Consider the following 24,102-nt stretch of genomic DNA (forward strand, 5'->3'; position numbering starts at 1 on the left):
AAAATCGTCCTTCTCTCCACCCATATCATTGAGGATGTACAGTCGGTCTGTAACCAGCTGATCGTCATTGACAAAGGCCGCATCCTCTTCACCGGGGCCCCGGCCAGGTTGATTCAAGCCGCCCAAGGTCACGTGGGAGTGTTTGAAGAGGCCGACCGCCGGGAGGAGGAAGGCTTTTCGGTCACTGCCCGAGTCAACACCTCCTGTGGAGTTTCCTGCCGGGTAGTGGCGGTCCAGCTCCCCCCCTTTGCCCAGCCGGTGGAACCCACTTTGGAAGACGCCTATATGTACTGTGTGGCGCAAGGGGGGATTCGATGAGCCGGTTTTCCCTTTTCCGGGTGGAATTTTCCCGCCTGCTCCGCAGCCCCAGCTGTTGGCTGTCCACAGCTTTGACCTCCCTTGGCCTATTGGGGGGATTCTCTTATCAGGGGTCTACCACCATGGCCAGCATGTACCTTGCCCAGCAGCTGCGTTCCGCCACCTTGGTAGGGACGGTAGTCTTTTCTATCTTCACTCTTTATGAATTGAGCCGGGTGGAGCGAAACCGCACCGACGCCATCACCGACAGCATTATCTCCCCCCAAAGGCTTGCTTCCGTGCGGCTTTTGGGCATTCTGTGCGCCTCCCTTCTCACCACCTTCCTCACCGCGGCTCTCTACCTGCCCTATGCCGCTTGGAAACTGGGGGGTGTTTTTTCCCTTTCCGACTATCTTGCGGGATTTTTGCTGTTCCTCCTCCCCGCCCTTTGCTTTAGCGCCCTGCTCAGCGCCTCCTGCTACCAGATTATGCGCCGGGCGGATGTTAGCTTTCTTGCGGTGCTGCTCTTCCTCATTCTCTCTCGCAGCAATCCCTTCCAGAACAAATTCCTCTGGCAGTGGTGCCTGCCCATGCTTCCCGCCCTCTCCGACGATTTCAGCAATGTGCTGGTCTTTCGCACCGCCGCCTACTCCCGGTTGGTATGGCTGCTATTCTTCCTTGGGCTGTGGCTTCTCTCCCTCCTCTGTGTCCGGCGATATGGCAAAGGCTTCCTTGGCTCCTTCCTACAGGGGCTACGGCAGGGGATGCTCCCCGCCTTGGCCGTTCTCCTCTTCTCGCTTGGCGGGATACTCTGGACGAGCCAGCCCTTTTTCGACAACTCCCCTGTGGACTGGATGGCAGTACAAGAGATAGACCACACCCAGGAAGGGCTATCCCTCCTGGGAACCCAGGTGGAAATCCGCGCGGTTAGCGACTGGGTTGGCAGGATGGACGGCTTTGCTACCTTCCAGATTCAAAACACCACCGGCCGGGAGCAGCCCCTCTACTTCTCCCTCAACACCGGATACCAGGTCAGCCGGGTCATCGCCAACGGGGTGGATATCCCCTTCGAAGACTTGGAGGACGACCTGATCAAACGGCGCACCTTGCGCTGTACCCTCCCGGCGGAGGAGCGGGTCGCCCTCCGGGTGGAATACGGCGGCGTCCCCCAGCTGTGGAATATCTCCCAAACGATGCTTAGCGGGGATTTGGTCAGCCGGGAAGAGGTTCAGCTCAACGGCACAGCCTTTTCCCCTGTCCCAGACCTGCTCATCGCGGGGGATACCATCCCTTTCCAAGCACAGATCACCCTGCGGGACAACCTGACCCCGGTGGCCTCTGGATTCCCCTCCCAGTTTCTACGGAATAACGGCGACGGCACCGCGACCTGGATGCTCCAGGACCGCGGCGTCAATTCCATGACGGTATTCGCCGCCGATTACGTCAAGGTGGACATCAACGGAGGCGGCATGGCTATTGAATTCTACTACAGCCAAAAACACCAGCAGCAGATGACTGCGCTGGGTGCCATCGATGCCTTGGAAGCCGCCATCCGTTACTGCACCGAGCACTACGGTATGCGGGCCTTCCCCGAAGACCGGCCCTTTAAAATCATCCAGACCACCGAATTTTTATTTGGAGGGTTCGCTAAGCAGAACATCAGCGTCATCAGCGAAGCCAGCTTCACTGCCAACAACCTCTCCAACCCGGAGAAGGGGGCCAGTGGCGCAGAAGTGCTCGCCCATGAGATCATCCACCAGTGGTGGGGGCTGGGTGCCCAGCTAATGGACCCGGAGGACCCCTATTGGACCGATGAAGGGATCACCACCTACACCACCTACCGGCTGATGAAGAAGGAGAGGGGCCAGGATTATGCCGATCAGCACTACCTGGACATCTGGGAACGGGACATCGCCCACAACCAGAACAACTTCTACATCCGCCACCCCGAATACCTGGGGGCCCTGCCGGAGGAGTACCGGGTACAGCTGGAGTCGGAGACTCAGAGTATCATGTGGTACAGCGGTTACGCCCGGATGTTTGCCCGCGCTGCGGAACTGCTTGGCGGGGACGAAGCGTTGGACCAAGTCCTCTCCCACCTGTATCAAAATGGGGGAACCGAGATGCCCCCCTACATCACCCAGCAAGATTTTCTAGATGCCTCTGGGCTGACAAAGGAGGATTTGGGCCTTGCGTAAAATTTTTTATTACCAGTGCCGCCGGCTTCTATGCAACAAATTATTCTGGGGCTTATTGGCAGTAATCCTGTGGTACAGCCGGGAGGTGCTGTACGGCACAGTCATCCGGGGAGTGTGCAACACCGCGCCCTTTTCCCCCTGGAGCTTTGGGTATTACCTTACATTTCTTCTCCCCTTCCTCTGTGCAGCGGAACTGTTCTTCCTCTCCTTCTACACCTCCCCAGCGGAGAGGCGGGTGGAGGTACTCGCCAGCGCCACCCCTGTCTCCCCCAGGCACTATTCCTTCTCCCGATGGGGGGCATTGGCGGTAGGAACCGGACTTTTGACCCTTCTCATCCTCTTGATGGCCGGAGCCTTCTACGCCCGGATGTTCCGTTGGGACAGCTTTGGGGAACTCCTCGCCCCAGCGGTTTTTGTCCTGGTCCCCGCCCTTCTCTTCTTTTTGGGGGCGGGATGGTTTCTGGGAAACCTTCGCCACGTCCTTCTCTACCCGCTCATCGCCTTGCCTTTCTTATGTGCCTATCTCCCGCTGCCCCGCTGGCTCGACCCAGTAGGGGGGCGCTTCTTCCTCACCTATCCCCTGGAATTGGGGGTACTGGATCCCGGCTTCTCCCTCCCGCCGGATGTCTTGTGGGGCAGGGTGGGACTGAGTACCCTCGGCCTTCTCCTCCTCTTCCTCACCCGGAAAAAAAGAGGGTAACCGTCAAAAATCCCCTGGCCCTTTTTAGGGCCAGGGGATTTTTATAGAGAGGCTTCGGTTTTTCTATTGCGCCCAAAACCCCACGGGTGTGGTGGATAAAAAAGGAGAGGACGCCAGCCAAGGCCGATTCATCCAAATCGAATTTGCTGTTGTGGTGGTTGCTCGACCCGTCCACCTGGGGAAGGATGTCGCAGTCCAGGAATAGGGGGCTTCTTCATCCGACCGGGACCATGGCCAGATATGGGTATTGATCCCCACCTTTTTCCCTCTGTATCATAGGCCAATTTCTCCTTACCCGTTGATTCTTGGCATGGCATCAGAACTGCCAAATAGATCATGGGAGCCGGCACGCGCTGGCTCCCATGGCAGATACTTATTTGGTGAGTTTTCCCAGTGCGTCCACCGCAACCTGGGCATAGAATGCGACGCCGATTTCCAGCGCCTCTTCGTCGATCTCATAATGGTCGCTGTGGCCTGGCCACTCGCCGCCCACGCCCAGCCGGAAGAAAGCGCTGGGTGCATACTTGGTATATTCGCAGAAATCCTCTGCACCCATGGCAGGGCTGTTGTGGGTGACCAGCTGAGGGTCGGTGACTTTGCGGGCTGCCTCAAAGCCCAGTTCCACCATGTTCTCCTCATTGACCAGCACATCGGTGAGCACATCGTACTCCACCTCGGCGGTGCAGCGGAAGGTCTTGGCGGTCTCCTCGCAGATTCTCTTGAGAACCACGGGGATCTGTTCGTGGACTTCCCGGCTAAAGGAACGGATGGTGCCCTCCATCACTGCCTCACCGGAAACGATGTTGAACCGGCTGCCGGAATGGATGGATCCCACGGTGACCACCAAGGTATCCATAGGGCTGAACTCCCGGCTGACCATGGTCTGGAGATTCAAAATCATAGCAGAGGCACAGACCGTAGCGTCCATGCCAGTCTGGGGATATGCGCCATGGCAGGCTTTGCCTTTGACGGTGATCTTAAACCGGTCGGCGGCGGCGGCAATCCCGCCGGGATGGCACTGGAGGGCCCCCACCGGGGTCTGTACCGAGCAATGGATGCCAAAAGCGGCGTCCACCCCTTCCATGCCGCCCTGGGCCACGACAGCCTTAGCGCCTTTGCCCACTTCCTCAGCGGGCTGGAACAAGAACCGGACGGTGCCAGGCAGCTCGTCTTTCATGGAGTTGAGAACCTTGACTGCCCCCAGCAGCATAGCAGTGTGGGCATCATGGCCGCAGGCGTGCATAAAGCCGTCGTTGACGCTTTTAAATGCACAACCGGTTTGCTCCTGGATGCTCAAAGCGTCCATATCCGCCCGCAGCGCCACTGTTTTGCCCGGCTTGCCGATCTCGGCGATAAGGCCGGTGGGCTCCAGCCGGCGATAGGATACCCCCAGCTCATCCAAGGCGGCAGCCACCTTGTCGGTAGTGCGGAACTCCTGGAAACTGGCTTCCGGATGCATGTGAAGGTCGCGGCGGAAGGCAATGGTTTCATCTTTGATCTGATGGGCTTTTTCTCGCATGACGTTCATAGGTCAGTCCCTCTTTCTTTTTATCCCCGCCCTGTTTCTCTTTCTCGGTTCGGGGTGATATATGGCCCAACTGCCGGCCAAAATTGACAAGGCAGAGGAAGGGAATTCCCCCTCCTCTGCCCTGCAAAACCGTCTTATTTGGAGAGTTTCTCCAGTGCGTCCAGGGCTACCTGGACATAGAAAGCCACGCCGGTTTCAAAGGCGTCCTCATCCGCTTCGTAGTGGTCGCTGTGACCGGGCCACTGGCCGCCCACACCCAAGCTGAAGAACGCCGCAGGGGCGTATTTGGTGTATTCAGAGAAGTCCTCGCCGCCCATGGCCTGGGCTTTCAGACCAATGTGCTCTGCGTCAGTGATCTTGGCTGCGGCCTCCAGGCCCAGGTCGATCATCTCTTTGTCGTTGATCAGCACTTCGGTGATGGCGTCGTAATCCACCTCAGCGGTGCAGCGGAAGGTCTTGGCGGTCTCCTCACAGATTCTCTTGAGAACCACAGGGATCTGCTCGTGAACTTCCCGGCTGAAGGAGCGGATGGTGCCCTCCAGGACAGCCTCTCCGGAAACGATGTTGAACCGGCTGCCGGAGTGGAAGGAACCTACGGTGACCACCAGGGGATCCATGGGGCTGAATTCCCGGCTGACCATGGTTTGCAGGTTCATAACCATAGCAGCACCGCAAACAGTGGCGTCCATGCCGGTCTGGGGAGCTGCGCCGTGGCAGGCTTTGCCTTTGATGACCACAGAATAGCGGTCGGTGGCGGCATGGCTGGGGCCGTAGCAGGCCAGCAGTTTGCCGACAGGGGTCTGGACAGCGGCGTGGATGCCGAAGATGGCGTCGACGCCGTCCATACCGCCCTGGGCGCAGACAGCCTTGGCGCCTTTGGCGACTTCCTCACCGGGCTGGAAGATAAAGCGGATGGTGCCGCTGAACTGGTCTTTGATGGAGTTTGCAATCTTCACGGCGCTCAGCAGCATGGAGGTGTGGGTATCATGGCCACAGGCGTGCATGATGCCGTCGTTGATGCTCTTGAACTCGTAGTCGGTTTTCTCCTGGATGCTCAAGGCGTCCATGTCAGCCCGCAGGGCGACGATCTTGTCGGAATTGGATTTGGTGCCTTTGACCTCAGCAATAACGCCGGTGGGGTCCAGACGGCGGTAGCTCACGCCCATGGCGTCCAAAGCAGCGGCCACCTTATCGGTGGTGCGGAACTCCTCCATGCTAGGTTCGGGGTTTTTGTGCAGGTCGCGGCGGAAGGCGATGGTCTCCGCCTGTAGGTTATGTGCCATTTCTCTGATGTTGTTCATTGGTAATCCCTCTCTCTTTATCTCTGTCTATGGGTGGATAGGTTTTTATTTATTATAGCGAATCAACTTGCAAAAGTAAAGGATAAAGTGGGAATATTCCGCAGTTTTTCCATGGATATCCGGTAAACTTTTGGAGAAGTTGGAAAACTGCGTCCCCAGTCTTAGAAGCCGGCAATCCATTTTCTTCTGCGCAAATTCCCCAAAAGGCCCCTTTTCCCCTTTCCATTTTGCCAAATTTGCCGTATACTGGGGAAAGAGATGACCACCCCACTTCACATGAGAAAGGACCCGGCCGATGGAACAACAACAAGAACCCCAGTTTTCCCGGGAGGAAAGCGCCAACCGCATCAGCCGGCTGATCGCCAAAATATCCCGCGTCCATTGCAACTGTGTCAACGAGCGGCTACAGCCCCTCGGGCTGACCAATCTGACCTCCACCCACTTGATCAACATTCTGCGCCGCCCAGGGATGAGCCAAAACGAGTTGGCTTGCCTCCTGTCGGTGAGCAAGGTCATGGTGTCCAAAACTTTGAAACAGCTGGAACAGGAAGGCCTTATCACCCGCATTCCTGACCAGGAAGACAAGCGCCTCGTGCACCTGTATGTGACCCCCAGGGGGGAAGAGCTGGCCCAGGAGAGCATCGCCATCCAGCGGGAGATCACCTGCCTGGCTGCCAGCACTCTCACCCAAGAGGAGTGCATCTGTGTGGAAAACAAGCTTAATGAGGTATTGGAGCACCTTTCTTCCCTCATGGAAAAAAACCGCTGATCCTGCGGGCATGAAAAAAATCCCCGTCTCCCAATTGGGAGGCGGGGATTGCTTTGTATTCCATCGTTTGCCCTAGGCTTTCCAAACCTGGCGGAGGACCCGCAGGGCGTTGCCGCCTAACACCTTTTGGATGTCGCTGTCGCTGTAGCCGTGTTTGACCAGCCAGCGCAGGGCGTTCCACATGGCCTCGGTGGGGTTCTCCATCCCCTTGACATAGGGGACTTCTTTGTAAGAGACATCGCCTAATATCACCTTGGTGGAGAGGGTTTTGGCAAAGGCGTGGTGTACCCCCACATGGTCGCCGAACATGGTGTCCGGGCCAAAGCCAACGTGGTCGATACCCACCAGGTTTGCCATGTATTCAAAGTGTTCCATCACCGATTCCAGGTCATGGGTGTTGGCTGTATGGGTCATGGTTGTGTGGGGCGCGGCCTCCACACAGACAAGCCCCCCTTTCTCCGCGATGGCTTTGAGCAGCCGGTCGTCGCAGAGGCGTTTGCTGTCCCACAAAGCCCGGGCGCCCACATGGCTGCCCACAATGGGCTCCTTGGAGAAATTGGCCGCATCCAGGGCGGTCTGGGGCCCGCAGTGGGAGATATCGATGAGCATCCCCACCTTGTTCATCCGCTCCACACAGACCTTGCCGAAGCGGGTGAGGCCGCCGTCGTTTACCTCTTTGATGCCGCTGCCCAGGGCGTTCTGCTCCGAGTACACAAGCCCCAGAAGGCGCACCCCCAAGCCGTAGAGGATGTCGATGCGGTCGGGGTCATTCTCAATGGGGGCAGCCCCCTCGATGGCGGCAACCCAGGCGATCTTCCCCTCCCGGTGGGCCCGCAGGATGTCTTCGGTGGTGCGGCAGTGGATGAGGAAATCCTGGTGGGCGATGTCGCACAGGCGCATGCCCAGGTCGTGAAGGATGTCCTGCCACTTCCATCCCCATTTGGAGGAGATGGTGTTGAGGCCATCCATCATGTTGTCGAACACACAGTCCAGGCAGGAATGGGAAAGGGCCTCATAATCCGAGACGTTGCGGCCGCTTCGATTGTAATCGCCGATTTCCTTCTCGGTCATGTTTTTGGGGAAGCGGACCAGGTGGTCATGAAGGGAGATGATGACACTCTCCTTGGCCAAGCGGCGGACCCGCTCCTCCTGGTTTTCATCCAAGGGTAGGCGGTACTCCCCTGCCCAGTTCCACTCTTCCAGGGAAAAAGGCTCATAATCTTTGCCCGCCTCCAGATAGGAATAGGGCTGGTAACCTTGATATGCGGTTTTAATACCCATTGGGTTCCCTCCTCATTATTTAGACATCTTATCCAGGATGGCGATGATCTCATCCACCTTCTCTTCTGCATCCCCCGTCTCAAATGCGTCCTTGACGCAGTGGGACATGTGGGCCCGGATGATCTCCTTGTTGGCTTTGCGCAGGATGGATTCGGTGGCCAGCAGCTGGTTGGAGATGTCCACACAGTAGCGGTCCTCCTCCACCATTTTCAAGATGCCGTCCATCTGCCCCCTGGCTGTTTTCAGAAGCCGGGTGATTTTGTCTCGGTCTGCTTTCATGTTGTATATTCCCCTTATATATTACTCTAGGCCGACCACTTCATAGCCCGCTTCGGTGACGGCGTTTTTCAGGGTCTCGTCGCTCACCTCTTTGGAGAGTTGGATGTGGGCGGTTTTGGCTTCCAAATCCACCTTGGCGGTGACGCCATCGATGGCGTTCAGGGCTTTTTCCACCCGGCCGGAACAGTGGGCGCACATCATGCCTTCAATCATCATGGTCTTTTTCATAGCAGTTTCTCCTTTTTCTTCCGTTGTTTCTATTATGGTGTGGGTTTCCACCACAGCCTCAGTTGCCTTCAGCTGCTGGTTTTTATGGAACTTGGGTTTGAAGAGCTTGAGCCGCAGGGCGTTGGAAACCACGCAGACCGAACTCATGCTCATGGCGGCGGCGCCAAACATGGGGTTCAGCTTCCAACCGAAGGAGTTGAAGAATACGCCGGCGGCAAGCGGGATGCCGATGGAGTTGTAGAAAAGGGCCCAAAACAGGTTCTCCTTGATGTTGCGGATGGTGGATTTGGACAGCTGGATGGCGGTGACCACGTCCAGAAGGTCGCTCTTCATCAGCACGATGTCGGCGGATTCGATGGCCACGTCGGTGCCTGCGCCGATGGCGATGCCCACGTCCGCCCGGGCCAGGGCCGGGGCGTCGTTGATCCCGTCGCCCACCATGGCCACTTTACGGCCTCCCTCTTGGAGGGCGCGGACCTCCTTCTCCTTGTCCTGGGGCATCACTTCGGCGATGACCTTTTTGATGCCCAGCTGCTTCTGGATGGCGGCGGCAGTGCGCTTGTTGTCGCCGGTGAGCATGACCACGTCAATGCCCATGGCGTCCAGCTCGGCAATGGCCGCCGCACTGGTGGGTTTCACCGTGTCAGCCACGGCGATGAGTCCCAGCACCTTCTCCTGGGAGGCGAAGTAGAGGGGCGTCTTGCCCTCCTGGGCGAGGCGTTCCTCCTCCTTGGCAAAGCTGCCTGCGGGGATGCTCTGGGCCTCCATCAGGCGGCGGTTGCCGGCGTAGTAGAGGGCTCCGTCCATCCGGCCGGAGATGCCCTGGCCCGCGGTGGCGGTGAAGCCGGTGGTGGGGGCAGGCTCAATGCCGCGCTCTTTGGCGCCCGCTACAATGGCTTCGGCCAAGGGGTGCTCCGAGGGCTTCTCCAGGGAGGCTGCCACTGTCAGCAGCTGCTCCTCGCTGACCCCAGCGGCGCAGACCAGGTCGGTGACCCGGGGCTTGCCTTCGGTGATAGTTCCGGTTTTATCCAGCACCACAGTCCCGATGCTGTGGGCCACTTCCAGCGCCTCGGCGGATTTGATCAAAATGCCGTTCTCCGCCCCTTTGCCGGTGCCCACCATGATAGCGGTGGGGGTGGCCAGGCCCAGGGCGCAGGGGCAGGAGATCACCAGCACCGAAATGCCGATGGAGAGGGCAAACTCGAAGGATTGGCCGGCCAGCAGCCAGCCGATGGTGGCGATAAGGGCCACCGCGATGACGATGGGCACAAACACGCCGCTGACCTTGTCAGCCATCTTGGCGATGGGCGCTTTGGAGGAGCTGGCCTCCTCCACCAGGCGTATAATCTGGGAGAGGGCGGTATCGTCCCCCACCTTGGTGGCCTGCATTTTAAAGTAACCGGATTTGTTGATGCTGGCGCCGGTGACCTTGTCGCCAGGCTGTTTTTCCACCGGGATGCTCTCACCAGTGAGGGCGGATTCATCCACAGCGCTCTGTCCTTCCAGCACCACCCCGTCCACCGGGACAGTCTGGCCGGGTTTGACGATGACCACATCGCCGGGGAGAACCTCTTCCACTGGGATCTCCACCTCCTGGCCAGAGCGCTCCACCAAGGCGGTTTTTGGGGCCAAATCCACCAGTTTGGTGATGGCCTCGCTGGTTTTCCCCTTGGCCCTGGCCTCAAAGAATTTGCCCAAGGTGATCAGGGTCAAAATCATAGCTGCCGACTCAAAATACAGGTCCATGCTGTACTGGCTGACCAAAGCCATGTCCCCATGGCCCAAGCCGTAGCCGATCTTATAAATGGCATACACACCGTAGACAATGGCGGCGGTAGAGCCGATGGCGATGAGGGAATCCATGTTGGGAGAGCCTTTGAACAAGGTCTTGAACCCCACTCGGAAGTACTTTTCATTGACGATGGCCACCGGCAGCACCAGCAGGAACTGGGTAAAGGCAAAGGTGATGGCGTTCCCGTTGCCGTGGAAGAAATCCGGCAGGGGCCAGCCCATCATATGCCCCATGGAGATGTAGAACAGCGGCACCGAAAAGAGGAAGGATACGATGAGCCTCCGCTTCATGCTGTCGATCTCCGCTTTGGCGGTGTCCACCGGGCGCTCCTTGCCTTTGCCAGCGGAACTTTGTTTTTGGTGGACCACTGCATCGTAGCCCCCATCCTGCACCGCTTTGATGATGGCGTTTTCATCCACTGCGGCAGGGTCATACTCCACCGTCATATTGTTGGCCAAGAGGTTGACGTTGACCTCCTTTACACCGGGCAGTTTTCGCACGCTTTTATCCACATGGGCAGAACATGCCGAACAGGTCATGCCCATGACATCGAACTTTTGACTGGACATTCTTTCAACTCCTTTACTCCCCACCCCAGGGGGGTGTATTTTCTTCAATATATCCCCTCTTGGGGGATTTGTCAAGACCCTTTTGGGATTCTTCTTCCCCTGTACACCGTCTGCCCTCCTTGCATTCCAGGTACGCCGGTGATAAAATGGTTGTATTCGGCTTGCCCTGGTTTTGGACGGCGGCCGTCTCACTTTACGAGGATTTTGAAAGGAGGAAGGCTCCTGTGAAATACATCGCTGACGACCAATCCCTTTCCCCAGAGGCCTTTCTCACCCTGGCCAACCAGGTTTGGCCAGGCGAGTATGATCTGGAAAAGACCCGGATCGCCCTGGAAAAAACACAGAATATCACCGCCTATCAAGGGGAACGGCTGATCGGGTGCCTCCGCATTCTCTCCGACGGATATTATTTTGGCACCATCACCGAGCTGCTGGTGTTGCCGGAGTTTCAAAAACAGGGAATCGGAAGCCAACTTTTAAATCTGGCCAAAACCCACGCCCCCACGCTTCTGTACTTCGGCGCGCAGCCGGGGGTCGAACCCTTCTATGAAAAGAACGGCTGCCAAAAAGGCATGCAGTCCTATATTATCCCCAAAACCAAGCCATTCATATCCCTGTAAAGGAACAAAATGCCTTGAGGGAGCAAGAAAGGAGCTTTCCCCCTTATGCTGCAATCCATGGAAGAACTGGAACAACTGGCGAGTCAATGCCGGAACTGCAAACTTTGTGAGACCCGCAACAACGTGGTGTTTGGGGTAGGCAATCCCCAGGCGGAAATCCTGTTCATTGGGGAAGGGCCCGGTGAAAACGAGGATTTGCAGGGCGAACCCTTTGTGGGCCGCGCTGGCCAGCTGCTGGACAAGTACCTGGCAGCGGTAGACCTTTCCCGGGAGAAGAATATCTACATCGGCAATATGGTCAAATGCCGCCCGCCCAAGAACCGAGATCCTCAGCCTGATGAGGTCAGCGCCTGCATCGGCTATTTGCGCAACCAGGTGGCTATCATCCGGCCTAAAATCATCGTCTGCCTGGGGCGGATCGCCGCCCAATACATCATCTCCCCCGATTTTAAGGTCACCCGCCAGCATGGGGAATTCTCTCTCAAAAACGGGGTTTGGATGATGGGCACCTTCCACCCTGCCGCCCTTCTGCGCAACCCAGCAAACAAACCCGCCGCTTTGGAGGATTTCCAGAAGCTGCGGGAAAAAATCAATGAAGTCTGTACCCATACTTATTAAATATAACCACTGCGCTAAAATGGCCGGCCTTCCCATGTTGGGGAAGGCCGGCCATTTTCTGTTGCCACGCCGAGGAAGCCTCACAGCTCACACGGCGCGGAAGGGTCGTTTTCCCCCTGTGCCGCTCCCTTTTATTCAGCAGGGAGGCAAAAGAGAATAACGAAGTTTGGGCGGCGGCAATGCAAAACTTCTGCTTGCCATCCGCCCCGGAGCGCACCATCTTATAAAAAAGCCGACCAACCCTTAGGGCTTTATTTTCCCAAATGGACGGCTTTATCTGCATTTCAGCCGGATCAGCGCGGTTTCCCCAAATGCCCGGGGACTACCGCTGCTTCACCTTGATGCGGGGATGGAGAGACTTTGCCACCCGCTCCCCTTTGACGGTGATTTTGGCAAGCCCTTTGCACAATTCCGCCCGGTCAAACAAAAACTCCGGATGCAGCTGGGCATCCTCAGCCATTTGGCAAAACTGGGCGAACAAATCGCTGTTGGCGATGGCGTCATAATCCGACACCACCCGGATTTTAAGGTCGTAATCCAGGAAAACCAACCCCTTCTCCTCCAGGGAGGCAAGGGCGGAACCGATGGTCTTCACCTGCTCCATCGAATCATCTGAGCGTTCAATGACCACGTTGTCCAGCGCGGTAGAAACCAAGGATGACTCCTTGGTGCTGTGCAGTTCAAACCGGCCAATGGGGAAGCGGTTGCAGTCCCGCACAGCCAGGAGCAGTTCTTTTTCCAGGTGGGTCAAACCCTCCGCAATCATACTCATAGAAACACCTCTTTCTCATGGATGTTGTGCCGCAAGCCTGCACAGGCCGGTAAAAACTCCACCCAGCCTCCGCCGCAGGAAGGGCCCGCCGCCCGACAGCAATTCTGCGATTGTCACAGGTCTCCCTGTGGCTATGGTACCACGAATGCCTCTTTCTTGCAAGAATTTCCAAAATTTCCGTTGTGTCAAGGCCCAAATGGACTGAATACCATGACAATAGAATCATCAAAGGAGGAATGACCGTGTCCCTGGAACAAAATCAGGTGCAATTTTTTCTGGGAGCCAACGCCCCCCAGGGCTTTGTCTCCCGGTTCGATCAGCTGTGCCGGCAGGATTGGCGGTGCTTTATCTTAAAAGGGGCCCCAGGCCTGGGAAAATCCACCCTCATGCGCCAAGCCGCCGCCCTCTTGCAGGACCGCTGTGAAAACATCGAATACATCCTCTGCTCCTCTGATCCCCACTCGCTGGATGCTGTGCTGTTTCACGACCTGAAGATCGCCATTGCCGACGGCACCTCGCCCCATGTCATCGAGCCCATGTTCCCCGGGGTGTGCGAACGGGTGGTACAGCTCTCCGACTGCCTGGATGACGATTCCCTTTTCCAATTGCGGGACGAAATAATCCCCTTATATCTCAGTGGGATGCACACCGGCGAACAGGCCAGCCGGTACCTCAGCGCCGCCGCGGCCCTGTTAGGCGATACATACCGCATCGCCTTGGAGTGCACCGACGCCGCCAAAATTGCCCGGTTTGCCCAGCGGGTGGCCTCCCGGGAGTTCAAACGCACCGGCGATCGCAAAGGGACAGAGCATTTCCGCTTCCTCTCCGCCTTCACCGGCGAAGGGTGCGTCACCTTGGACCACACCGCCCGGCTGCTGGCCGAGCGCATCTATTTTTTGGAGGACGACTGGGGGGCCTCATCCCGCCTGCTCCTCTACCATCTGCGCACCTTGGCGTTGGATGCGGGATATGATGTCATCACCTGCCAATCCCCCCTCTACCCCGATGACCGGATGGAACACCTGTTTATCCCCCAGCTCTCTCTGGGCTTCATGAGCGTCCACTTCGGCCACCGCCCTGCACTGGAGCCTTACAAGGTGGTCAACGCCCGCAGGTTCACCGATCAGAGTGCCATTAAACTGCGCAAAAAGCGGATTTCCTTCAACCGCAAAGCCGCCCTCCAGATGTTGGAGCAGGCCACTTTGCTGCTGTTTGAGGGGATGGAGAACCACCGCTGCATCGAGGGGTACTATGCCTCTGCCCTGGATTATGAACACCTGGACCAGCTGGCCGATGGGATGCTCCGCCGGCTTGTCCGCATGGCGGATGAGGCCCTCCCCCCATTTGAAGGCTGAGGGCCCTGCCGCTAGCAGGTTTGGAGAACTTGCCGCCGTTTTGGGGGCGATCCCAAGGTTTCGGACTGTTTCCCTGTTGATTCCAAGGGCACCTTGCCCCGTTATGGCTTTGGAAAGCTTTTGATCTTCCCCCGCATCCGATACTGCCGCCCGCAGGCCGGGCAGTGGAATTCCCGGTCCAGCCGGTGGCCGCAGCGGCAGACCCAGCCCATAGCCCGGGCCGGGGTGCCCGCCACCAGTTGGTGGGCAGGGACATCTTTGGTGACCACTGCCCCAGCGGCCACCATGGCCCACCGCCCGATGGTCAGCCCAGACAATATGGTCGCATTGGCCCCGATGGTCGCCCCCTCCCGCACCAGGGTGGGAAGGTATCCACCGGGGCCTTTGGGATAGGGGGCGCGGGGGGTGCGGTCGTTGGTGAACACCGCTGACGGGCCGCAGAACACCTGGTCTTCCAAGGTCACCCCCTGATAAACCGAGACATTGTTTTGGATTTTTACCCCATTGCCCACCCGGACGCCGGGGCCCAGGTTGACATTCTGCCCCAAGGTGCAGTATTCCCCCACCGATGCCCCCGCCTGGAGATGGCAGAACTGCCACACCCGGGTGCCATCCCCTAGGACAACCCCTCCGTCCAAGATGCTGGTGGGGTGGACCATCGCCTTTTCCACAATCACATCCCCCCGATCCGGTAAACCCCAAGGAGGGCCGCACCGATCAGGGCGGCGTCCTCCCCCAGGGTTCCCCACAGGATGGGCGGCACTGCCACACAACGGCCGGACAGCATCGCCGCCGCCCGCCTCTGTAAGAGCGGTAGAAGGAGATCCCCCCGTGCGGTGCCCCCTAAGAGAATCCGCTGGGGCTGGAGCACCCGGACAAGGCCGGCGATTCCCGCCGCGGCCGATTCCACATACCGGTCCAAAGCTTGCCGGGCAGCCTCATCCCCTTCGCTGGCAGCCAGGAGAACCCGGTCAGGAGTCAAGGCCCCCTCTGCCGCCTCCATCCGGGCAACCAGGGATTCGGGGGCTTTCCTCCCCTCCCGGCGGGCCGCCTCCACTAGGGAATGAAGGGAAGCTGCGCCCTCCCAATCCTCCCAGCCGGAGGCGCCGTCGCTGACTAAAGTCATCCGCCGCTTGGCATAAGGTGGCTCCCCCAGCCGGTCATCGGCCAGGAGGGCCCCGCCCTCCCCGGTGTCGAGCAGGACCATCACCGCCGACGAGTCCCCTCGGGCCGCGCCGAATATCCCTTCGGCCAGCAGCATGGAGCCAACCCGGCTCTCCGAGAGCACCGTCCTTCCCAAGGACTCCCCTAAGCGCTCCGCTAGGGGGATATCCTCCCATCCAGGCCAGGTGAGGCGCCCATTTCCCCCAAAATCCGGGGAGCAGACCCCCAGTTCTACCACCGCCTCCCAGGGGAGCCCCTCCTCCTCCGGCAGGGCGCGGCAGAGGGCGGTCAGGTCCAAGAGGGCCTCACTGGGGCGATTTTTGTAGGAATCCAGCTGTTTTTTTCTATGTATGATCCCGTCTTGCCCCACCAAAGCCGCAGCGGTAAACTGGTCGCAAAGCTCAAGTCCGATCCGCATGTTCTCACCTCACACATGTATTTGCTGCTTCGGCCCTTTGGCCGCTGAACGGCGCAGCAAGTTTAAATCCTTGTGCTGCCAGATGGCGGTCATGCAAAAACCAAAGGCCAGCATCAGAAACACCAGGCTGTACAGCGGCGGCCACTGGGCCGAAATCATCTTGGAGGCCGTGTAAAACAGCCCCAGCCCCAAAGCCGCACATAGGTTTCTTGATCGGGTGAGTCCGGCGGTTTGCCCATCCTGCGCTTGACACTTCATACGCATGGAATCACCTCCCCGTGTTCCTTCTCATAAAGTTCCAACGATTGTTGAAAGCCGGGGGCATTCCCCCACAATGGCTTCCCACCCATTGTAACAGCTGTATTTGGAAAATTTTGTCACTCCTTTGCAGCAAACCCGCATAAAAGAGGGTTTTTTCCCTTTTGCGGGCGCTTGCCCTTAACCTGGATTTTGTTTTGGCTTCGCCGCCAAACTGCTGCACCCCTTTTTTAACAAGAGCCGATTAAAACTGTGGAAAACCTTCCCCATTCTCCTATAAAGCCGCTGAGAAACGGAAAAATTGAATAATTTGTGAATTCTCAAGGGGGTTCTGGCTGCTCCCCTTGATTTTTCCCAGCGAGGGAACTACAATAGTGTTAGCACTCAAATTATATGAGTGCCAAAATTTCACACAATTCCTTTTTCATAGAGTTTAAGAAAGGACGATCCGCCATGGAAACCAAAGAATTTAAAGCTGAATCCAAGCGCCTTTTGGATTTGATGATCAACTCCATCTACACCCACAAGGAAATCTTTTTGCGGGAGCTGATCTCCAACGCCAGCGACGCCATCGACAAGCTGTATTACCACAGCCTCAGCGGGGAGGTCAGCGGCCTTTCCCGGGACGATTTTTCCATCAACATTGCCCTGGATAAGGAAAACCGCACCATCACCATCACCGACAACGGCTGCGGCATGACCAAGGACGAGCTGGAGGCCAACCTGGGCACCATCGCCAAAAGCGGCTCCCTGGACTTTAAACAGACCCAGGAGAAGAACGACGACATCGACATCATCGGCCAGTTCGGCGTGGGGTTCTACTCCGCCTTCATGGTCAGCGACTGTGTCACCGTCACCTCCCGGGCCTTTGGCTCCGACGAGGCCTGGCAGTGGCAGTCCCACGGGGCGGAGGGCTACACCCTGGAACCCGCCCAAATGGAGGGCCATGGCACCCGGATCGTCCTCTCCCTCAAAGAGAGCTCCGAGGAGGAGAACTACGACGAGTTTTTGCAGGATTACCGGATCACCGGCCTGGTAAAACAGTATTCCGATTACATCCGCTACCCCATCCGCATGGCGGTGGAGCGCAGCCGGATCAAAGAGGGCACCGGCACCGAGGACAAGCCCGCTGAATACGAGACCTACACCGAAGTGGAGACCCTCAACAGCATGGTGCCCATCTGGCGCAAGCAGAAGAGCGAGGTCACTGATGAGGATTACAACAACTTCTACAAGGAGAAATTCTTCGACTATGAGGATCCCCTTAAGGTGATCCGCACCAGCACCGAAGGCGCCGCCACCTACGACGCCCTGCTGTTCATCCCCAGCCGGGCCCCCCTCAACTATTACAGCAAGGACTATGAAAAGGGCCTGCAGCTCTATGCCAGCGGGGTACTGATCATGCAGCGGTGTGCCGACCTGCTGCCTGACTGCTTCAGCTTTGTCCGCGGGCTGGTGGATTCCCAGGATCTGTCCCTAAACATCTCCCGGGAGATGCTGCAGCACGACCGGCAGCTCAAAGTCATCGCCGGCCGGCTGGAAAAGAAGATCAAATCAGAGCTGCTCTCCATGCTGAAAAACGACCGGGAAACCTACGATAAATTCTTCAAGGCCTTCGGCCTCCAGCTGAAATACGGCCTGTACAGCGGCTACGGCCAGAACAAGGAGCTTTTGCAGGATCTGGTGCTCTTCTACTCCTCCAGTGAGAAGAAGCTGGTCTCCCTGGAAGAATACGTCTCCCGCATGAAGGGGGACCAGAAATACATCTACTATGTCTGCGGCGAAAGCGTAAGCCGCATCGACCACCTGCCCCAGATCGAGCTCCTCAAGGACAAGGGGTATGAGGTCCTCTACCTGACCGATGAAATCGATGAGTTCGCCCTCAAAATGCTCTACACCTACGCCGATAAGGAGTTCCGCTCCGCTTCGGACAGCGACCTGGGCCTGGAGACCGAGGAGGAAAAAGAGGAAGCAAAAAAACAGACCGAGGAAAACAAACCTCTCCTGGACTTCCTCAAGGATTCCCTGGAGGGCAAGGTCAGCGCGGTGCGCCTCTCCCAGAAGCTGAAATCCCATCCTGTCTGCCTCTCCAGCGACGGCCCCCTCTCCATTGAGATGGAAAAGGTTCTCAACTCCCTGCCCGCCGCCGAAGAAAAGGTCAAGGCGGAGCGGGTCTTAGAGATCAACGCCGGCCACCCGGTGTTCGGGAAGCTCCAGGCCCTGTACGCCGACCCATCCAAACAGGACCGGGTAAAAGCCTATGCCGGCCTTCTGTACAACCAGGCCCTGCTTATCGAAGGGCTGCCCATCGAAGACCCGGTGGCCTTCTCCAACAGCATCTGCGAACTGATGCAGGAATAGCCGTCCCCCTCTCAAACCAAAATGCATATCCCCGGATGACAAAAGCAGCCGCTTTCTTCAAGCGGCTGCTTTTTTATATTCCCATTCCCAACCGATTCTGTGAATCCCCCACAGCTACAGGATGATGCAGATAAGGCCGCTGCATCCCTCGTTGATGATCCGCTCCACCGTCTCCTGGAGCTTGAGCCGGGCGTCCGCCGGCATGCGGTACAGCTTGTTGTGAAGCCCCTCGTTGACCAGCTCATGGAGGGATTTGCCGAAGATGTTGGACTCCCAGATTTTTTGGGGGCTCTCCTCAAATTCCTTGAGCAGGTAGACCACCAATTCCTCCGACTGCTTCTCACTGCCGACGATTGGGGAAACCTCCGTCATGATGTCCGCCCGCATCATGTGGATAGAGGGGGCGCTGGCCCGCAGTTTGACCCCAAAACGGCCCCCCTGCTTGACGATCTCCGGCTCTTCCAGAGTCAGCTCCTCCATGGAGGGCATGACGATGCCGTAGCCGGTGGCCGCCACCTCTTCCAGGGCCCCCTGGATGCGGTCGTATTCCTTCTTCACCTTGGCCAGGTTTGCCAGGCAGGGCACCAGGCCTTCCTCGCCGCCGATGTCCAGGCCGGTGGCCTCCTCCAACACCTGGTAGAAAAGCTCCGGCTTCACATGGACGCAGACCCGCGCGCTGCCGCTGCCCAGGTCAAACCGCCGCACCTGGGCGTCGTCCACCCGGGGGCAGCTGCCCAGCGAGGCGAAAGCGTCTTTGATCTGGCTGATGTGGCCGATGTTCTTGGCTGCTGAAGCGATGGCCTCAAACAGCTCCTTTTTCAGCCAATGGTCTTTGTCCAGGGAGACGATCCACTTGGGCATCTCCACCGAGATCTCCTTGACTGGGAACTGGTGGAGCACCTGGGTCAAAATTTCCCGGATGTCCTCCTCACTGAGATCCAGGCAGCTGACCGCCACAACTGGGACCTGGTACCGGTTCTCCAATTCCGCCCGCAGCTCCTGAGCCGCAGAGGAATGGGGCATGGTGGAGTTTAAAAGGACCACAAAGGGCTTTTCGATCTCTTTGAGCTCGCTGATGACCCGTTCCTCTGCTTCCTGGTACTCCGCCCGGGGGATGTCGCTGATGCTGCCGTCGGTGGTGACCACCAAGCCGATGGTGCTGTGTTCGGTGATCACCTTCTGGGTGCCGATCTCCGCCGCCATATTGAAGGGGATTTCCCCGGCAAACCAAGGGGTCTGCACCATCCGCGGCTGTTCGTTTTCTATGTACCCGATGGAACTGGGAAGGATATACCCCACACAGTCGATCATCCGCACCCGGAAGGCGACCTCGTCGTCCACCTGGATTTCCACCGCATCCTCTGGGATGAACTTGGGTTCCGTGGTCATAATGGTTTTGCCCGCCGCCGACTGGGGCAGCTCGTCAATGGCCCGCTCCCGGCGGAACTGGCTGTCGATGTTGGGCAGCACCAAAGTTTCCATAAAGCGTTTGATAAAGGTGGATTTGCCGGTCCGCACCGGCCCCACCACCCCGATGTAAATGTCGCCGTCGGTCCGTTCGGCGATGTCATGATAGATGTTGCGGCTTTCCATGCCCATACCCCTTTCCTGGCTGTTGCTCATACTCGTTTCTGCCGCCCCTTACATGGGGATGAGCAGGGAACGCTTCTCCCCGATGACCGTTCCGGTCAGCCCATTGTCCGCCAAGATCTTCTCCATAGAGGTGTTGTACCGCTTGGCGACCTCCCACAGGTTTTCCCCTGCGTCGGCAAAGTAGATGGTCAGGGAGACACTGGGATCCTTTTCCTTGGGGTGCTCCTCATCCACCGTCAAACTGGTGAGCACCGCCTCCGGCTCGGAGCAGTAGACTGGCCCGGTGATGCCGATTTCACAGCGGATCTCCGCCCGTCCGCTCCCCGAGGAGGTGAAACCCACATCCAGGATGGAGAATTCCCCCAAAAACTCCATGGGCCGCTGGCAGTCGATGTCGATCTCATGGGTGAAGGGCTCGGTTTTGTCGAAGTACTCCATCCCGCCGTCCTCCATGGAGCAGAACATGCTGATGAGCAGCCGTCCCGCCGCCGTGGCTTTGCCCGCTTCGGCGGAGAATTCCTCCCCTTGGACACGGCACCACAAATCCAGAATCCGGACGGCCCCGTCTGGCAGGTCCACCGACTCCTGGTAAACATGGCTTTCGTCCACCGCTTCGGCCAGGCGCCCCAATGAGACGGTCTTTTGCTGGCAGCTGGACTCATATTGGGTGGAATAGCAGTCGGACACCAAGGGGATGGTCTCGTTTCGATGGCAGAGCACCTTAGCTTCCAGCACCGCCTCCAATGCCAGCACCCGGGATTGGCCGTCTGGGTCAGCTTTGGGCTGGACGTCCAAGCTGGAGACCTGTAGGCTCACGATGCAGCGGGTCTGTTCCTCCATGCCATCCACATCCAGGATCTGGCTGAAGGGGACGGTGTGGTCGGTGGAATCCAATTGGTTGTCATCCCCGTCGCAGAGGTAGAAGACATGAAGCTTCAACTCCCCTTTGAGGACAATTTTGCCCGCCACCTGTTTTTTGTCGGTGATCCGGGCAAACCCACTGCACCGCAGGGGCAGCCGGATAGAGGGCTTGTCGCTGGGCAGTTCCAATTCCTCCCGCAAGGTGAAGGGGCGCACCTCCTGACCGGTGACCCGGGTGACCTCCCGCTCCTCACCGCGGGTCAAAACCCCCATTCCCTCGGCCCCGGCCACCACATCCTCTTCCCGGCAGGCGGTGACTAGGATGGAAAGGGAGATCGCCCCCCGCAGATCCAATCGCCGGGGGCTGACTGCGCGGCAGTTGAAGTACCCCACCGAGGGGGAGACACGGACTACCGGACGGCTGGAGGAGGGCTTGATCTCCACCACGCGGCTAAAGGGAATTTTATACTCGGCGCTGCGTAGGCACCCAGCATCGGATAAATAGAATACTCGGGCAGCTGCCACGCCGTCCACCGTCAATTGGCTGCCGGAAACTTGGTTCCCGGTTAAAATTGGCGTGACTTCACACCGAAGGATTTTGACAATATCTGGGCAATAATCCGGCAGCAGGGCGTCACACTCAATGGGCTGCTCCACCGTGGTGCGGCAGAGCGTTTCGTTTATGGCAACCGATTGTCTTTTCAGCTGTAGTTCCATAGGACAACCTCTCCTCTACTCAATTCTACAGCCACTATATGTCCTTCAAAAGTGGGATATGCCAACCTCTCCCTTCAATTCTATAAAAAGGGCTTGTCCTTTTCATACAAAGGGAAACAGGACGGCCCTGCCGCCCTTGCAGCATGACCGCCCCACCACCGCTACGCTGGTTCTTTTTCAATTTTGAAGATCATCCGCAAAATGCCAGCGAGGAATCTTGGGCTTTTCACCACGACAATTTTCATAGGAGCCTCCCTCCTTGGGCGTCACCGGCAACAGGCGCAGCCCATACAGATCATAAGTACACCTGCGATCACAAGCACAAACCGCAGGGAGCAGAAAAGCGCCATGACAATGCCCACCCCGAAGGCTATGGCGATTATCGCCAAGGGATTGGTATAGTATCCAAATCTTCTCGGCCGGCGGCACCGCATCGCTTTCCCTCCCATCGTTCGGTTCTGTGTACCCCATACTACGCAAAACTGGGGGAAAGGGTGCATTGACCGCCATTTTTGCATAATAAAATACGCATTCCTGCAAAACAGGACAAGGTTTTTGGTATTTTCCACCGGAAAGTTGTTTCTATTCCCAGCATAATTACTCAGCAAAAGTCTTTTGCCTCGATATATTATGCATGGGAGAGGTGCAGAATTTATTCACCAAACAAAGAAATATTCTATATATTTATACATAAAATTTGTTATATTTTTGTTATAATATCATAAATTATCTGCACAAAAATTATTGTATTATATGAACTTCATAAAATATCGTTGACTTGTTAATAGATTTTTCATATAATATCAATCACAATGAATATAGTAAATCCAGCAAATCTAAACATGAAGGAGGACCGTCCCACCAAACAATTTTGAAAGGTTTTACTGTATGTCATGCTTATGATCGTTTTTTCAATTTAATCGTGAGGTGAGTATTAATGGAACTAGAATACTTAAAACTAGCTAATAGCCCGCTCATGTGGATATCGGTTATCCCCGCTGTCGCGCTGGTTGTTCTGCAGGCCGCAATGTTCACTAAGCGTGCTGTGTCGGATGGCCTGAAGATGGGCGTTACTAAGGAGCAAATGATGATTGGCGCCAAGAGTGCTGCCACCGCCGCCATTGGCCCTTCCATCGTTGTCGTCATCGGCATGGTTGCCCTTCTAGCCTCGGTAGGTGGCCCTGTCGCCTGGATGCGCCTTGCTTACATTGGTTCTGTCACTTACGAACTGGGCGCCGCTGATAAAGCAACAGCCGCAGTCGGCTGCCAGCTGGGTACCTCCAACATGACCGAAGAGGCTTTTGCCTGCGCTGTATGGGTTATGTGTATCTGCTGCTTGGGCTGGATCATCATCTCCGCCCTGTTTACCGATAAAATGGGTGTCCTTCGGGATAAAGTTGCCGGCAGCAACGCGGCAAAAATGGCCGTTATCAGCACCGGCGGCGGCATGGGTGCCTTTGGTTACCAGTGCTTCGACCGCGCATTCCCTATCGTCAGCAATGGCAGTTTCAGCGCGCAGACCGCTGCTGTTATTGTTGGTTTTATTGTGACTGTTGCTTTGACTTTATACGCCAATAAAACCAATGCTTCTTGGGCGAAAAAATTTGGTATGACCATCGCTATGATCGTCGGCATGATTGGCGGCACCATCTTCCTCCTGTAGTTCCCGAAAATCTGCTGTTCTGTAATCCCCATGAAATCGCGATAAGGAGTGAAACATATGGAATCCAAAACTTCTGTATTTAGAGACGAATTCCTACCATATATTATCAAATGGGGCCGCGGCCTGAACCTGTTTGGCGTTGTCCTTTGCTTTGGCCCCTGTTTGGCCTTGGCTATTCAGGGAATTGTTCCTCCGTGGGCTGGCTTGGCTGCCGGTTTGGCAGTTCAGCTTCCCTCCGTTGCCTCCGCCTATTTTTATGAGCCCATTTCCTACTTTGCTGTTTTGGGTATCCCTGGTTCCTACATGGCGTTCCTGTCCGGCAACATCGCCAACATGCGCGTCCCCTGTTCCGCCATCGCCCAAGAAGCTGCCGGCGTAGCGGAAGGCAGTGATGAGGGCACCATCATCGCCACTATCGGTATTGCCGTATCCATCATTGTCAACCTGGTTATCTTGACTGCTGGTGTTCTGGCTGGTGCTTATGTCTTCGAGCTTCTTCCCCAAATCGTGAAGGATGGCTTGAACTTGATGTTGCCCGCTCTGTTCGCTTCTATGTTAGCTAGCAATATCGTCAAACTGCCTAAACTGGCTCTTGTCTCGGTTCCCTTGTCTTTCTGTATGACTATGCTGAAGAAGACCAACGTTCTGGCCGCTTTCCTCCCCTCTTGGGCGGTTATGCCTATCGTTATTCTGACTTCCGTCTTCGGCACTATGGGCTTGGGCCTTGTGATGGTCAATAAAGGTATCATTAAAGCTTAAT

The 24,102-nt window shown here is 57.0% G+C and carries 21 protein-coding genes and 1 pseudogene; 10 read left to right on the top strand and 12 right to left on the bottom strand.

All coding sequences use genetic code 11. The annotated features are described in order from the left end of the window. The 3 genes and pseudogenes from BQ5353_RS04325 to BQ5353_RS04335 form a co-directional block, all read left to right on the top strand. A pseudogene (locus tag BQ5353_RS04325) lies at positions 1–318 on the top strand (ABC transporter ATP-binding protein); the annotation flags it as partial. Beyond that, complete coding sequence (locus BQ5353_RS04330) at positions 315–2,495, top strand: ABC transporter permease/M1 family aminopeptidase (protein ID WP_071427382.1); 2,181 nt, start codon at positions 315–317, stop codon at positions 2,493–2,495. The pseudogene BQ5353_RS04325 and the gene BQ5353_RS04330, both read left to right, overlap by 4 nt. Next, positions 2,488–3,195 carry a hypothetical protein gene (locus tag BQ5353_RS04335; RefSeq protein WP_071427383.1) on the top strand — a complete coding sequence of 236 codons (708 nt, stop codon included), beginning with the start codon at positions 2,488–2,490 and terminating at the stop codon, positions 3,193–3,195. The genes BQ5353_RS04330 and BQ5353_RS04335 overlap by 8 nt, the downstream gene beginning before the upstream one ends. Before the next feature lie 373 nt (positions 3,196–3,568). Here the strand turns inward: BQ5353_RS04335 and BQ5353_RS04340 are convergent, their stop codons facing one another. Both BQ5353_RS04340 and BQ5353_RS04345 read right to left on the bottom strand, forming a co-directional pair. Next, positions 3,569–4,723 (bottom strand): M20 metallopeptidase family protein, encoded by a 1,155-nt coding sequence (locus tag BQ5353_RS04340; RefSeq protein WP_071427384.1) that lies wholly within the window; start codon positions 4,721–4,723, stop codon positions 3,569–3,571. A 134-nt stretch (positions 4,724–4,857) separates the two neighbouring features. Continuing rightward, positions 4,858–6,024, bottom strand: coding sequence for a M20 metallopeptidase family protein (locus BQ5353_RS04345; protein ID WP_054332110.1), 1,167 nt, complete (start codon positions 6,022–6,024; stop codon positions 4,858–4,860). Between the two features lie 295 nt (positions 6,025–6,319). Between BQ5353_RS04345 and BQ5353_RS04350 the strand changes: the two genes are divergently transcribed. Continuing rightward, a complete protein-coding gene (locus BQ5353_RS04350) occupies positions 6,320–6,793 on the top strand; it encodes a MarR family winged helix-turn-helix transcriptional regulator (protein ID WP_054332111.1) in 474 nt (157 codons plus the stop codon). 72 nt (positions 6,794–6,865) lie between these two features. On the opposite strand, the gene BQ5353_RS04355 is transcribed toward BQ5353_RS04350, so the two are convergent. From BQ5353_RS04355 to BQ5353_RS04365, 3 genes are read right to left on the bottom strand one after another with little or no spacing between them, the layout of a single operon-like run. Further along, a complete protein-coding gene (locus tag BQ5353_RS04355; protein ID WP_054332112.1) occupies positions 6,866–8,074 on the bottom strand; it encodes a dipeptidase in 1,209 nt (402 codons plus the stop codon). A gap of 15 nt (positions 8,075–8,089) precedes the next feature. Next, a complete protein-coding gene (locus BQ5353_RS04360; RefSeq protein ID WP_054332113.1) occupies positions 8,090–8,353 on the bottom strand; it encodes a metal-sensing transcriptional repressor in 264 nt (87 codons plus the stop codon). Positions 8,354–8,374: 21 nt separating this feature from the next. Then, on the bottom strand, positions 8,375–10,942 hold the full coding sequence (locus tag BQ5353_RS04365) for a heavy metal translocating P-type ATPase (RefSeq protein ID WP_071427385.1): 2,568 nt from the start codon (positions 10,940–10,942) through the stop codon (positions 8,375–8,377). Between the two features lie 224 nt (positions 10,943–11,166). Between BQ5353_RS04365 and BQ5353_RS04370 the strand changes: the two genes are divergently transcribed. Both BQ5353_RS04370 and BQ5353_RS04375 read left to right on the top strand, forming a co-directional pair. Then, a complete protein-coding gene (locus tag BQ5353_RS04370; RefSeq protein WP_054332114.1) occupies positions 11,167–11,562 on the top strand; it encodes a GNAT family N-acetyltransferase in 396 nt (131 codons plus the stop codon). 45 nt (positions 11,563–11,607) lie between these two features. Next, on the top strand, positions 11,608–12,180 hold the full coding sequence (locus tag BQ5353_RS04375; RefSeq protein WP_054332115.1) for a uracil-DNA glycosylase: 573 nt from the start codon (positions 11,608–11,610) through the stop codon (positions 12,178–12,180). A 322-nt stretch (positions 12,181–12,502) separates the two neighbouring features. On the opposite strand, the gene BQ5353_RS04380 is transcribed toward BQ5353_RS04375, so the two are convergent. Beyond that, the gene (locus tag BQ5353_RS04380; RefSeq protein WP_054332116.1) at positions 12,503–12,952 is read right to left on the bottom strand and encodes a hypothetical protein; all 450 of its coding nucleotides are present in this window, start codon (positions 12,950–12,952) and stop codon (positions 12,503–12,505) included. Positions 12,953–13,194: 242 nt separating this feature from the next. Between BQ5353_RS04380 and BQ5353_RS04385 the strand changes: the two genes are divergently transcribed. After that, entirely contained in the window at positions 13,195–14,307 is a 1,113-nt protein-coding gene (locus BQ5353_RS04385; RefSeq protein WP_071427386.1) for an AAA family ATPase, read from the top strand. Positions 14,308–14,408: 101 nt separating this feature from the next. Here the strand turns inward: BQ5353_RS04385 and BQ5353_RS04390 are convergent, their stop codons facing one another. The 3 genes from BQ5353_RS04390 to BQ5353_RS04400 are packed head-to-tail and all read right to left on the bottom strand — an operon-like array spanning position 14,409 to position 16,147. Beyond that, positions 14,409–14,978, bottom strand: coding sequence for an acyltransferase (locus BQ5353_RS04390; RefSeq protein ID WP_233424498.1), 570 nt, complete (start codon positions 14,976–14,978; stop codon positions 14,409–14,411). Between the two features lie 2 nt (positions 14,979–14,980). Beyond that, positions 14,981–15,889: an ROK family protein gene (locus tag BQ5353_RS04395; RefSeq protein ID WP_071427387.1), complete on the bottom strand. Its 909-nt coding sequence runs from the start codon at positions 15,887–15,889 to the stop codon at positions 14,981–14,983. A gap of 9 nt (positions 15,890–15,898) precedes the next feature. Further along, positions 15,899–16,147: a hypothetical protein gene (locus BQ5353_RS04400; protein WP_143117161.1), complete on the bottom strand. Its 249-nt coding sequence runs from the start codon at positions 16,145–16,147 to the stop codon at positions 15,899–15,901. Positions 16,148–16,600: 453 nt separating this feature from the next. Between BQ5353_RS04400 and htpG the strand changes: the two genes are divergently transcribed. Next, the gene (gene htpG / locus BQ5353_RS04405) at positions 16,601–18,508 is read left to right on the top strand and encodes a molecular chaperone HtpG (RefSeq protein ID WP_071427388.1); all 1,908 of its coding nucleotides are present in this window, start codon (positions 16,601–16,603) and stop codon (positions 18,506–18,508) included. Between the two features lie 114 nt (positions 18,509–18,622). Here htpG and spoIVA read toward each other — a convergent pair whose 3' ends face one another. The 3 genes from spoIVA to spoVM all read right to left on the bottom strand — a co-directional run bounded on the left by spoIVA (position 18,623) and on the right by spoVM (position 21,924). Next, the gene (gene spoIVA / locus BQ5353_RS04410; RefSeq protein WP_071428413.1) at positions 18,623–20,101 is read right to left on the bottom strand and encodes a stage IV sporulation protein A; all 1,479 of its coding nucleotides are present in this window, start codon (positions 20,099–20,101) and stop codon (positions 18,623–18,625) included. 48 nt (positions 20,102–20,149) lie between these two features. Then, the gene (locus tag BQ5353_RS04415) at positions 20,150–21,679 is read right to left on the bottom strand and encodes a DUF3794 and LysM peptidoglycan-binding domain-containing protein (protein ID WP_071427389.1); all 1,530 of its coding nucleotides are present in this window, start codon (positions 21,677–21,679) and stop codon (positions 20,150–20,152) included. Between the two features lie 161 nt (positions 21,680–21,840). Beyond that, positions 21,841–21,924 (bottom strand): stage V sporulation protein SpoVM, encoded by an 84-nt coding sequence (spoVM, locus tag BQ5353_RS13475; RefSeq protein ID WP_143117257.1) that lies wholly within the window; start codon positions 21,922–21,924, stop codon positions 21,841–21,843. A gap of 692 nt (positions 21,925–22,616) precedes the next feature. Between spoVM and BQ5353_RS04420 the strand changes: the two genes are divergently transcribed. Together BQ5353_RS04420 and BQ5353_RS04425 are read left to right on the top strand one after the other, a co-directional pair. Next, positions 22,617–23,342: a DUF5058 family protein gene (locus tag BQ5353_RS04420; protein ID WP_074026309.1), complete on the top strand. Its 726-nt coding sequence runs from the start codon at positions 22,617–22,619 to the stop codon at positions 23,340–23,342. Positions 23,343–23,399: 57 nt separating this feature from the next. After that, positions 23,400–24,101 carry a hypothetical protein gene (locus tag BQ5353_RS04425; protein ID WP_054332123.1) on the top strand — a complete coding sequence of 234 codons (702 nt, stop codon included), beginning with the start codon at positions 23,400–23,402 and terminating at the stop codon, positions 24,099–24,101. Position 24,102: the final 1 nt, after the last annotated feature.

This window comes from Merdimmobilis hominis (assembly GCF_900104615.1).
Lineage (GTDB): Bacteria > Bacillota > Clostridia > Oscillospirales > Ruminococcaceae > Merdimmobilis > Merdimmobilis hominis.